Origin of the sequence: Streptomyces sp. LX-29 (assembly GCF_029541745.1) — a bacterium.
Lineage (GTDB): Bacteria > Actinomycetota > Actinomycetes > Streptomycetales > Streptomycetaceae > Streptomyces.
In genome coordinates this window covers 7,819,399-7,832,218 of record NZ_CP089746.1, presented here as the reverse complement: position 1 = coordinate 7,832,218, position 12,820 = coordinate 7,819,399, and the positions used below count along the sequence as shown (strand labels likewise).

At 72.7% G+C, this 12,820-nt stretch carries 5 protein-coding genes; 3 read left to right on the top strand and 2 right to left on the bottom strand.

Features of this window, described 5'->3' with window-relative positions; translation table 11 throughout:
* The first annotated feature begins 244 nt into the window (after positions 1 to 244).
* From LRS74_RS32150 to LRS74_RS32140, 3 genes are all read left to right on the top strand, one after another.
* Positions 245 to 7,267 (top strand): type I polyketide synthase, encoded by a 7,023-nt coding sequence (locus LRS74_RS32150; RefSeq protein WP_277744310.1) that lies wholly within the window; start codon positions 245 to 247, stop codon positions 7,265 to 7,267.
* A 90-nt stretch (positions 7,268 to 7,357) separates the two neighbouring features.
* Positions 7,358 to 8,350, top strand: coding sequence for a spirocyclase AveC family protein (locus LRS74_RS32145; protein WP_277744309.1), 993 nt, complete (start codon positions 7,358 to 7,360; stop codon positions 8,348 to 8,350).
* Positions 8,351 to 8,488: 138 nt separating this feature from the next.
* Entirely contained in the window at positions 8,489 to 9,457 is a 969-nt protein-coding gene (locus LRS74_RS32140; protein ID WP_277744308.1) for a ketoacyl-ACP synthase III family protein, read from the top strand.
* A gap of 417 nt (positions 9,458 to 9,874) precedes the next feature.
* On the opposite strand, the gene LRS74_RS32135 is transcribed toward LRS74_RS32140, so the two are convergent.
* The gene (locus LRS74_RS32135; RefSeq protein WP_277744307.1) at positions 9,875 to 11,248 is read right to left on the bottom strand and encodes a cytochrome P450; all 1,374 of its coding nucleotides are present in this window, start codon (positions 11,246 to 11,248) and stop codon (positions 9,875 to 9,877) included.
* Between the two features lie 228 nt (positions 11,249 to 11,476).
* Positions 11,477 to 12,772, bottom strand: a complete 1,296-nt coding sequence (locus LRS74_RS32130) for a cytochrome P450 (RefSeq protein ID WP_277744306.1) — start codon at positions 12,770 to 12,772, stop codon at positions 11,477 to 11,479.
* Positions 12,773 to 12,820 lie beyond the last annotated feature (48 nt).

The following is a 12,820-nucleotide window of genomic DNA, read 5'->3' as shown; positions in this document are numbered from 1 at the left end:
CCCCGACCTCCCCACCTACCCGTTCCAACACCAGCGCTACTGGCTCGACACGAACACCGCCAAAGATCGTGACGTCACCGCCGACTGGCGCTATCACGAGATGTGGAAACCGATCACGCTCGCGGACGCCGGTCGGAGGCCGCCAGGCGACTGGCTGGTCGTCGTGCCCGCTCGGCAGTCCGGGCATCCGCATGTGGATGCCGTCCTCGGCGCTCTGAGGGATCACGGCGCCCATACGATCGATGTGCTTCTCGACGAGACCCGCGCCGAACCGCGGGCCCTCGGTCAACAGCTCTCCGCGGCTCTGGCGGGGTATGACGCGTCCAAGGTCAGCGGAGTGCTCTCCTTCCTCGCCCTGGACGAGGAACCACACCCCGACCACCCCCACGTACCCACCGGAACAGCCCTCACCCTCGCCCTCATCCAAACCCTCACCACCCACCCCACCCTCACCGCACCCCTGTGGTGCCTCACCCACAACGCCACCACAACCCACCCAACCGACACCCTCCAACACCCCCTCCAAGCCCTCATCTGGGGACTCGGACGCACCACCGCCCTCGAACACCCCCACCACTGGGGCGGACTCATCGACCTCCCCACCACCCTCACACCCCAACACCTCACCCACCTCACCCACACCCTCACCACCACCCACAACGAAGACCAACTGGCCATCCGTGACAGCGGTCTCCTCAGCCGACGCCTCATCCGTACCACCACCCCCACTACCCCCACCACGCCATCCACGCCCACCACCCGCGACGACCGCCAGCCCTGGACACCCCACGGCACCGTCCTCATCACCGGCGGCACCGGAGCCATCGGAACCCACATCGCCACCTGGATCGCCACCCACCACCCCCACTGCCACCTCCTCCTCACCAGCCGACAAGGACCCCACGCACCCAACGCCACCCAACTCCACCAACACCTCACCCAACTCGGCACCCAAGTCACCATCACCCCCTGCGACACCACCAACCCCACCCAACTCACCAACCTCCTCAACACCATCCCCCCAACCCACCCCCTCACCACCGTCATCCACACCGCGGGGGTCAACCTGGGGGCGTCGATCGCCGAGACGACGACGGCGGACCTCGCCTCGACGGCCGGGGCCAAGGCAGCCGGCGCGGCACGCCTGCACGAGCTGCTGCGGGACCACGACACGATCGAGCACTTCGTCCTCTTCTCCTCGATCGCGGGCACCTGGGGCAGTGCCGGCCAGGCCGCGTACGCCGCCGCCAACGCCTACCTCGACGCCCTCGCCCAGCACCGCCACGCCCAGGGACTCCCCGCCACCTCCATCGCCTGGGGGCCTTGGGACGGCGAGGGGATGGCGGCGGGGGGCGACACCCGGGACCGGCTGCGCCGCCACGGCCTTCCCGCCATCCCACCCGGACTCGCCCTCACCGCACTCGCCCACACCCTCGCTCATCGCCCCGACACCACCACCGTCACCGCGGACGTCAACTGGCCGGACTTCGCCGCCACCTTCAGCGCCCGGCGGCCGGCACCGCTCATCGACGACATCCCCGAGGTTCGAGAGTTGCTCGACAAGGGATCCGACCGCCCCTCGGTCGACTCCCTCCGGGAGCGTCTCGTGCAGTGCTCGGCCGATGAGCAGCACCGGGCTCTCCTCGACATCGTGCGCACCCACACCGCCGCCGTCCTCGGTCATGACGGGCCCGAGTCGATCGACGCCCAGCGCGCCTTCAGCGACGTGGGGTTCGACTCCCTGACGGCCGTCGAGTTCCGCAACCGTGTCTCGGCCGCCACCGGGCTGTCCCTGCCCACGACGCTGGTCTTCGACCACCCGAGTCCCGCCGCCTGCGCTGCCCGTCTGCGCATGATGCTGCTGGGCGACGACGAGCGCGCGGCCACGTCGCCGCCGGCGCGGACTCGGGTGGCCGACCCGGACGAGCCCATCGCGATCGTCGGCATGGCGTGCCGCTACCCGGGGGAAGTGCGGTCGGCCGAAGACCTGTGGCAGTTGGTCGCCGCCGGTACGGACGCCGTCACCGAGTTCCCCACGGACCGCGGCTGGGACCTGGAGCGGATCTACCACCCGGACCCCGACCACCAGGGCACCTGCTACACCCGCCATGGCGGGTTCCTCTACGACGCGGGCGATTTCGATCCCGGCTTCTTCGGGATCAGTCCCCGCGAGGCGCTCGCGATGGACCCGCAGCAGCGGCTGCTGCTGGAGGTCTCCTGGGAGGCCCTCGAACACGCGGGAATCGCCCCGGAGACCCTCCGCGGCAGTCAGACCGGGGTCTTCGCCGGCATCAACGTGCAGGACTTCGCGGCACATGTGCGGCAGGTGCCGACGGCCGCGGCCGGCTATGCCCTGACGGGCAGCTCCGGGAGCGTCGCCTCCGGCCGTATCGCCTACACCTTCGGGCTGGAGGGGCCCGCGGTGTCGGTGGACACCGCCTGTTCGTCATCCCTGGTGGCCCTGCACATGGCCTGCCAGGCGCTGCGTACGGAGGAGTGTTCGCTGGCGCTCGTCGGCGGGGTGATGGTGATGTCCACTCCGGCGACGTTCATCGAGTTCTCCCGCCAGCGCGGGCTGTCCGTCGACGGTCGCTGCAAGGCGTTCTCCGCCTCCGCGGACGGCACCGGCTGGGCGGAGGGCGCCGGCATGATCCTCGTGGAGCGACTCTCCGACGCACGGCGCAACGGCCATCGCGTCCTGGCCGTGGTCCGTGGGAGCGCGATCAACCAGGACGGTGCCAGCAACGGCCTCACCGCTCCCAGCGGTCCCTCGCAGCAGCGGGTCATCCGACAGGCCCTGGCCAGCGCGGCGTTGTCGCCCGCCGAGATCGACGCGGTCGAGGGGCATGGCACCGGTACCGTCCTCGGCGACCCGATCGAGGCCCAGGCCCTGTTGGCCGCGTACGGCCGGGACCGGCCCGAGGGACGGCCGCTGTGGCTGGGTTCGGTGAAGTCCAACATCGGGCATGCGCAGGCGGCGGCCGGCGTGGGCGGGGTCATCAAGATGGTGATGGCGCTGCGGAACGAGCTGCTGCCGCCGACCCTGCATGTGTCGGAGCCCTCGCCGCATGTGGACTGGGCCTCGGGCGCGGTGCGGCTGCTGACCGAGGCGCTGCCCTGGTCGCGGAACGGGCGTCCGCGGCGGGCCGGTGTGTCGTCGTTCGGCGTCAGCGGCACCAACGCCCATGTGATCCTGGAGGAGGCGCCCCCCGAGTCGGCGGTCGACTCCGAGCGGGACGCCCACACCCCCTCGGCTGAGGCGTCCGCGGTCGAGCGGGGCAGCGCGGGCTCCGGCGAGGAGTCCGGCAGCGTTCCGCTGCCCTGGCCGGTGTCCGGGAAGTCGCCCGAGGCGCTGCGGGCTCAGGCGCGCCGGCTCCATCGCTACCTGGCCGCAACCTCCGCCGGAACCGGGCCGAGGCTTGCCGACATCGGCTACTCGCTGGCCGCCCGCCGGTCGGTCTTCGAGCATCGTGCTGTGGTCATCGGCTCGGACCGCGAGGAACTGCTCCAGGGCCTGGACGCCCTGGCCACCGGCCGACCCCACCCCACCCTCCACCACACACCCCCCACCACGACCACGACCACGGCCCCAGGCCGGATCGTGTTCGTCTTCCCCGGCCAAGGCGGTCAATGGCCCGGCATGGGCCTCAACCTCCTCCACACCTCACCCGTCTTCGCCCACGCCATCACCGCATGCGAACAAGTACGCGCCAAACGCATCCCCGTCGACTACGCCTCCCACTGCCCCCACATCAACCCCCTCCAAAACCAACTCCTCACCCAACTACAAAACATCACCCCACAACCCACCCACACCCCCTTCCACTCCACCGTCGACAACCAAACCCACGACGGAACCACACTCGACGCCCGCTACTGGTACCGCAACCTCCGCCAACCCGTCCGCTTCACCGAAACCATCCACACCCTCCACCAACAAGGCCACACCACCTTCATCGAAATCAGCCCCCACCCCACCCTCACCCCCGCCCTCCACGACACCACCCACACCGAACGCGATCAGACCGGCCAGACCGATCAGACCGACCACACCGACCACACCGGTCCACCCACCACCGTCATCAGCACCCTCCGCAGAAACCACAACGACACCCACCAACTCCTCACCGCCCTCGCCCACGCCCACACCCACCACCACACCATCAACTGGCACCACCACTACCAACACCACACCCCCACCCCCCACCCCACCGACCTCCCCACCTACCCCTTCCAACACCAGCGCTACTGGCTCCACTCCCACCCCCACACCACCAACCCCACCACCGCCGGACTCGACGAAACCACCCACCCACTCCTCGCAGCAGTGGTCCGGATCGCGGGCGGTGACGGCCATCTGCTCACCGGCCGGCTCTCGCTCCGTACGCACCCCTGGCTCGCGGACCACGCCCTCGGCGACACCGTGCTCCTGCCCGGCACCGCCTTCCTCGATCTCGCCCTTCAAGCCGGTGCACACGTCGGCTGTCGGCTCATCGAGGAACTCACCCTCCAGGCGCCCCTGCTCCTCCCGCGGCGGGGCGGGGTCGATGTGCAGCTCAGCGTCGGGGCACCGGACGACGACGGCCGTCGGGAGTTCGCCGCCTACTCCCGCGTCCACGGCGACGCCTCCCGTACGGAGGACGGGGACGACGCCGACCGTCCGTGGACGCGGCACGCCACGGGCACCCTGAGCGCCGTGACCGACACGGGAGGGACCGAGGGCGCGGCGGCGAGCGTGTGGCCGCCGGCGGGGGCTCGGGCCGTCGACCTGGACGCGCTCTACGAGCTGCTGGCGGAGGCGGGGCTGGCGTACGGCCCGGCGTTCCAGGGGTTGCGTGGCGCCTGGCGCCACGGCGCCGATCTCCTCGCGGAGGTGCGGCTCCCCGAGGCGCAGGCCGAGGAGGCGGGGCGGTTCGGTATCCACCCCGCGTTGCTGGACGCGGCGCTGCACACGCTCGGCCTGGGTCTCGGCGCGGCGGGGGACGGCGTGCCGGGGGTCGCACGGCCGAAGGAGCGCCCGGCCGCGCGACTGCCGTTCGTGTGGCGGGGGGTGACCGTGCACGCCCCGGGCGCCGAGGCGCTGCGGGTGCGGCTCTCCCCGCTCGCCGACCGTGAGGCGGTGGCCATCGAGGCGTTCGACGAGGTGGGGCGGCCGGTGGCTTCCGTCGACGCGCTGGCGCTGCGGCCGGTGTCGGCCGGGGAGATGCGTGCTCTCGGCTCGGAGTTCCACGAGTCGCTGTTCCGTACGGTGTGGTCCCCGGTGTCGCCACCCGCGTCCGATCCACCGCTTCCCGACGCCTTCCCCGCCGTCTTCGCCGTCGTCGGCGAGGACCCGTACGGGCTGGGGGTTCGGCGCCATGACGACTGGGCCGCGCTGGTGGAGGCCGTGGAGGGCGGTGGCGACCCGGTTCCCGATGTGGTTCTGCTGCCCTGTGGTGGTGAGGGCGACGCGGCGGCCGTGCACACGGCCGCGCATCGTGCGCTGCGCGTGGTGCGGGCGTGGCTGGCCGACGATCGCTTCGCCGAGACGCGACTGGTCGTGTCGACGCGCGGGGCGGTCGCCGTCGAGCGGGACGAGGATGTGGTGGATCTGCCCGGCGCCGCGGTGTGGGGCCTGATCCGTTCGGCGCAGTCCGAGAATCCGGGCCGCATCGTGCTGGTGGACTGGGACGGGCTCGACGTCTCGGCTCATCTGTTGTTCGCCGCGCCTGATGTCGGGGAGCCCCAGTTGGCCGTCCGCGCGGGTGAGCTACGGGTGCCGCGGCTGGAGCGCTTGGTCCGGGAGGAGGGGTCCGGCTCGGGCGGCACGGCCCCGGGCGCGCTGGATCCGGAGGGCACCGTGCTGATCACCGGTGGTACCGGGGTCCTGGGCGGGCTGGTCGCCCGCCATCTGGTCGTGGCGCACGGCGTGCGGCGGCTGCTGCTGGCGGGCCGCCGGGGTGAGGCGGCCGAGGGTGTGCGGGAGCTCGCGGCCGAGTTGTCGGCGCTCGGCGCGACGGTATCCGTCGTCGCCTGTGACGTCGCCGACCGGGAGGCCCTGGCGGGCCTGCTGGCCGGGGTACCGGATCGGCATCCGCTGACCGCGGTGGTGCACGCGGCGGGCGTTCTGGACGACGGGACGATCCCCTCGCTGACGCCGGAGCGGGTCGACGCGGTGCTGCGCGCCAAGGTGGCTCCGGCGCTGCATCTGCACGAGCTGACGCGGGGGATGGAGCTGGCGGCCTTCGTGTTGTTCTCCTCGGCGGCGGCCGTGCTCGGCTCTCCGGGGCAGGGCAACTACGCGGCGGGCAACGCGGTGCTGGACGCGTTGGCGCAGCATCGGTGGGCGCGGGGGCTGCCCGCGGTCTCGCTCGCGTGGGGCCTGTGGGCGCGGGGCAGCGGCATGACACGCCATCTGGACGGCTCCGACCACGCCAGGATTCATCGCGGCGGGATGGTCCCACTGTCGACGGAGGAGGGGCTGGCGCTGTTCGACGCCGTGTTGGCGGCGGACGAGCCGTTCCTGGTTCCGGCTCGGCTCGATCTCGGCGCGTTGCGGGCGCGTTCCGCCGGGTCCGAGGTGCCGGCGATGCTCCGCGGGCTGGTGCGGGTCTCGGCCCGTTCGGGGGCGGCCGGCGAGGACGACGCGCCGGGCGCCGCGGCCTCGCTCGTGGAGCGCCTGGCTCGGCGCGGTGCCAGGGAGCAGACGCAGGTCCTGACGCGCCTGGTGCGGTCGCATGCCGCGGCGGTGCTGGGCCACGACGGGACGGCGGCGGTCCCCGGGGATCGGGCGTTCCGGGAGTTGGGCTTCGACTCGCTGACCGCCGTCGAGCTGCGCAACCGGTTGACCGCCGCGACCGGTCTGCGGCTGCCGGCGACCCTCGCGTTCGACTTCCCGACCCCGGCGGCGCTGGCGGAGCAGTTGCGTGCCCGGCTGCTGCCGGTGACCGGATCGGACGCCGGCGCCGAGGGCGGGGGCGGGGGCGACGTGGAGGCGTCGGCGACGTGGGGTCTCAGCGAGGAGGAGCTGCGGACGGCGGTGGCGTCCATTCCGCTCGGTCGGCTGCGGGAGGCGGGGGTGTTGCGGGTGCTGCTGGAGCTGGCGGAGGTCGCTCCCGCCCCCGGCGCCCCGGGCCGCGCCCCGGACCCCGCGCCGGTCCACGCCGCGGATCCGGGCACGGATCCGGGCACGGGCCCGGTCACGATCGCGTCCGGCTCGATCGACGAGATGGACCTCGACGACCTCATCGGCCTGGCGCACGGCCAGCAGGACCCCTCCTGCTCGTAGGGGCGCCTGTGCCGGCGCCCGGAGCGGCATTCGTAGCGGTTCTCGTAGCGGTTCTCGTAGCGGTTCTCGTAGCGGCAGAAGGAGAGAGGTATGACCGACCTCGTCGACGAAGGGCGGCCGGCCGCCGCCGGGCGGGCGGAGACCGCTCACGGCCTGCGGCTGTGCACCCTGCCCGTGGTGTTGTGGGCCGTTGTCGGCGCCGCGGTGCTGGGGCTCCAGGTGTACGTCTTCACCTCGTGGTTCGCCGACGGCGGCTATCGGCTGGAGAAGGCGCCCGCGGCCGTGGGCGGTGGCGACGCGACGCGGCCGGCCGATGTGTTGGTGCCGCTGTCCTCGGTGCTCGGCGTGCTGGTCCTCGCGGTGTACCTGTACCGGCGGTGCCGGGCCCGACGGCGGCTGACCTTCGACGCCCTGCTGTTCATCGGGCTGCTGCTGGCGAGTTGGCAGAGCCCCCTGATGAACTGGGTCAATCCGGTGCTCGCGTCGAACGTCAACGTGTTCGGCGCGGTCGCCTCGTGGGGTCCCTATGTGCCCGGCTGGCAGAGTGCGGGACCCCACCGGGAGGCGGAGCTGCCGTTGGCGACGCTGAGCATCTGCATGACCGCCCTGATCGCGGCCGTGGCCTGTAGCAAGGGGATCGGCATGGCCGCCGCTCGCCGGCCGCGGTGGGGCGTGGCGCGGCTGGTCGGGTTCGGCTTCCTGCTCGTCATGGTGTTCGACCTCTGTGAGCCGCTGATCTCCTTCGTGGGCATCTCCGTGTGGACGCGGTCGGTTCCGGAGCTCACCCTCTGGAGCGGCGCCTGGTACCAGTTCCCGCTGTACCAGATGGTGGCGTCCGCGCTGTTCGGGGCGGCGCTGGGGGCGATGCGCCACTTCCGCAACGCGCGGGACGAGACCTGTCTGGAGTCGGGGGCGGGACTGCTGCCGCGGGGGGTACGGCCGTGGGCGCGGCTGCTGGCGGTGGTGGGCGGCGCCAACGTGTGCATCGGCCTCTACACCGGCACGCACATCCTCTTCTCTCTGCTGGACGGTGGCGCCCCGGACCGACTGCCCGACTTCTTCCGCCCGCCGGCGGGCTACTGACCACCGTGGCGAGTCCTCGTCGCGCTACCGATGGATCGACGTATCGACGTATCGCTGCATCGAGAGGAGGGGGCACAGGTGCGCACCCCGGATGTACACATCGCGGCTGTGGGAACGTATCTGCCCGACAGGGTGAGTGTGAGTGAGGCGGTCGAGGCGGGCTTGCTGGAGGCCGCGGAGGTGGAGCGGTCCGGCCTGTTGGGAGCCGCCGTGGCCGGTTACACCTCGGCGCCGGAGATGGCGGTACGGGCGGTCCGGTCGGCCCTGGAGCGCTGGGGCGGTGAGGTGTCGGCGCTCGGCCTGCTGCTCTACGCGGACGGCTACCGTTGCGGCCCCGACGGCTGGTTGCCGCACTCGTATGTGATGCGGGAGGCGGTCGGCGGCGATCTGCTGGCGGTCGGCGTCCGGCAGGGGTGCAACGGGGTCTTCGGCGCCCTTGAACTGGCGGCGGCGTATCTCCGCGGAGGCGGCGGCGAGGCGGCGTTGGTCACCGCGGCCGACAACATGGGCCCTCCGCTGGTGGACCGCTGGCGGGCGAGCCCGGGCTATCTGCTGGGGGACGGCGCCTCGGCCGCGGTGCTGACCCGGGAGCCGGGCTTCGCGCGGCTCCTGTCGGTCAACTCCACGGCGGTGCCCGAGCTCGAGGCCCTGCACCGGGGGGCGCAGCCGCTGGATCCGGCCGCCTCGGCCCGCGCCCTGCCCCTCGACCTGGGCGCCCGGCAGGCGGAGTTCCTGGCGACCGGAGAGGCGCCCGCGGACTGGATGCTGATGGTGATGAAGGCGCAGCGCGAACTGATGGCCGTCACCCTGGACGAGGCGGGCATCGGCGTCGAGGACCTCGCCTGGGTGGTGCCGGCACACGCGGGGCGGGACCTCGTGGACGCCTGGCTGGCCTCCCTGGGGCTCCCGCTGGAGCGGTCCACCTGGGACTTCGGCCGGCGGGTGGGGCATCTGATGGCCAGCGACCAGTTGGTCTCCTTCGAGCATCTGCTCGCGACCGGGCGGACCGGTCCGGGCGACCGCATCCTGCTGGCGGGCTCGGGCCCCGGTCTGGGTATCGCCGCGGCCGTCGTGGAGGTCGTCGCCCCGCCGCCGTGGCGCCCCTGACCGGGACGAGCGCGGAGAGATCCGCCGTGCGGGTCTCGGTCGAGGCGGGCCGGGCGGTCGGGGCCCGCGAGCCGAGCATCCGGCCGGGGTGATCAGGCCGCCCAGGGGTCAGGCCCCGGGGGGACGGGCCGGGGTGGGTCGGAGTGGGTCGGGCCCGGGGTGGTCCGACCCGCGGCCGACCCGTGGCGGCTCGGCGCGCGGGTGGGAGGCGGAGGCGAGCGCCGGTCGCGCGGCGCGCCTGCCGGCGTGCCGCACCGCTCCCGCGCGATGGCTGCGTCCGGCGTTCGCCTCCGGGTCGTTGGGCGCTCCGCGGGGGCGTGTGCGGCCCCGGCGGAGCGCCGGTCCTCAACCGCGCCGGTCCTCAACCGCGCGGGGTCGTGACCCGCGGGCGGCGCGCCGGTCGTCTGCGGGCGTTCCTCACCTGCTCACCTGCGGCGCCAGGTGCGGGGCGCGGGTCTTCCGGGCGGCGCTCCGGGGTTCCACGATCATGCGCAGGCGGCCCGGGACGACGTGGGTGTGTTGGTGGACGGCGCGGACGTCGCGCCCGGGCACCGGGCGCAGCCGCCAGCGGGAGGCGATGACGGCGACCGCGACGGCCGTCTCCATCTCGGTGAAGCCGTCTCCGATGCACTTGTAGACCCCTGCCGAGAACGGCACCCAGGCGCCCTTCTTGACCCGCCCCACGCTCCGCTTGGAGTCCCAGCGGTCGGGGTCGAACCGGTCGGGGTCCGGGTACCAGCGGGCGTCGTTCTGGAGGGCGTACGCGCTGTACATGACCTCCGTGCCGGCGGGGAGCTCGTGCTCGCCCAGCCGGACGGGCTCACACGCGCGTCGCATGCCCACCCACCCCGGGTACTTGCGCAGCGCCTCCTTGACGAGCCGCTGGGTGTAGGTCAGCCGGGCGAGGTCCTGGTGGCCGGGTCGTCGGCCGTCGAGGACGGTGTCCAGCTCCTCGTGCAGCCGCCGCTCGATGTCGGGGTGCTGACCGAGCTCGTGGAAGATCCAGGAGGCGATGGCGGCGGGTCCGCCGATGCCGGTGATGGCGAGCCCCATGATCTCGTCGCGGATCTCCCGGTCGGTCAGGCCGACGCCGGCGGCGTCCGTCGTGCGCAGCAGCATGGAGAGCATGTCGCCGTGGTCGCGGCCCTCCGCGCGGTACGCGGCGATGGTGCGTTCGATGACGGCCTGTGCCGGGGGGAGTTCCCGGTTTCCGGCCGTCGGCAGCCGCCGGTAGATTCCCGGGAGAACGGCGCTCATGCGGGCCACGTGCAGAATGGAGCTGCCGACCTTCCGCAGGTCCTTTTCCGCCTGCGCGCCCAGGTCCGAGAAGAACAACGACTTCGTGATCATCGCGGTGGCCAGGTCGGTCATGGTGGGCAGCATGTCCACGACGTCGTTCGCGGACCAGGAATCGGCGGTCGCCTCGGCGGCGGCGCACATTCCGGAGACGTAGCTCTCGATCCGTTCCCGGTGGAAGCAGGGCTGCATGAGGCGGCGCTGGCGGCGGTGCGGCTCGCCGGTGGTCGCCACCAGGATGGGTCCGATGAAGGCGAGCGCCTTGGCGTGGCCGATGCCGCGCGTGTAGCCGTGCGCGTCGGTGACCAGCATGGACCGGACCAGGTCGGGATGGGTGGCGACGTAGACGGGTTTGTGGCCGAGCCGGATTCTGACCAGGTCGCCGTGGTCGGTGAGGGAGCGCATGAAGGCGAGCGGCCGCCGGAGGAGCTGCGGCACATGGCCCAGGGCCGGCCAGGAGCCGGGCGCGTCGGGGACGGGGAGAGGGGCAGGCATCGCGGGACTCCTATCGGGATCGGGCCCCAGGGGCCCGGAGTGGGCCAGCAATTCCCGACGCGGCGTGCACGGTCATGGCTGTGCCGTGTCGGGGTCTCTGCCAATGGAGTCGAGCCTAGGAGGGGGCATTCCGCCCGAAGAACCCCCTATCCACCCCAGCACTTTCCGCGCCCGGCGGCCGTGCGCGGTGCGCCTGTGCGCGCGGCGTCGGGGCCTGTTCGACAGGTGTCACGCGGTGCCCTGGGGCGATGGGGTGAACCGGCAGGGAAGCCGGGTCACACCGTGGATGGCGGTGCCGGTGAGGAAGCGCGGCTCGCCGGCCTCGATGTCGGGCAGCCGGCCGAGCAGTTCCCGGAAGAGGACCCGCAGTTGTGCCCTGGCCAGTTGGGCGGCCAGGCAGAAGTGGGCGCCACCGCCGCCGAAGGCCAGATGGGGGTTGGGGGCGCGGCCGAGGTCGTAGCGGTCCGGGCGGGGGAAGACGGCGGCGTCGCGGTTGCCGGAGGCGTAGAACATCACGACCTTGTCGCCGGCCGCGATGTCCCGGCCGCCGAGCGTGGTGTCGGTCGCCGCGGTGCGGCGGAAGGTCATCACGGGCGTGCCGTAGCGGAGGATCTCCTCCACGGCCGTGTCGATGCGGGCGTCGAAGTCGGCCAGCAGCCAGGCGCGTTGTGCCGGGAGGGCGGTGAGGAGCCGCAGGCCGTGGGCGATGGCCTGGGTGGTGCTGTCGTTGCCGGCGATGCACAGCACCAGGAAGAAGTCGGCGATCTCGTCGTCGGTCAGCCGCTCCCCGTCGATCTCGGCCTGGACGAGCGAGGTCATCAGGTCGTCGGCGGGCCGCTCGCGGCGCCGGCCGGCCAGCTCGAGTGCCATGCGGCGCAGCGCGCGGTTGCCTTCGACGATACGTTCGGCCGGAGTGCCGCCGTCCGGGGTGCCTTCGGCGGCGCTCAGCCCCTCGGCGACCGACGCGGCCATGGCTTCCTGCTGGTCGTGGGGGATGCCGACGACGTCGGAGATGACGCGCATCGGCAGCAGTGCGGCGCAGTCCGCGACGAACTCCGCCCGGCCGTCGGGGCGCGCGGCCAGGTCGTCGACGATCCGGCGTGCGTGGGAGCTGATCCGCTGCCCCATACGGGTCAGCTGGCGCCAGGTGAACGCGCCACTGGCCAGCCGCCTGATCCTGGTGTGGCGTGGCGGGTCCATGGAGAGCAGGGACTGCGAGCCGTCGACGAGTTCCTCGGGGATGTTCTCGAAGAGCACCCCGGCTCCGGAGACGAACAGGTCGTGGCGACGGCTGACGGTGACGATGTCCTCATGGCGTACGACGGCCCAGAATCCGGAGTCGTCCGGGTCCGGGAACATCCTCTCCTCGAGCGGCGGATGCCAGGAGACGGGCCGCTCGGCGCGCAGGACGGCGTAGGAGGCGTCCCGTTCCTCGGCGGTCCGCTCCCAGAAGGCGCGAGAGGACAGGTCGATGGGGTCGTAGGGGCGCTCGCTGGCGGCGCGGGGGCTGGTCGGTGCGTCCACCGTTCCTCCGGGGTGTCTGGCTGCTCTGGGGCTCCTCATGGGGTGGCC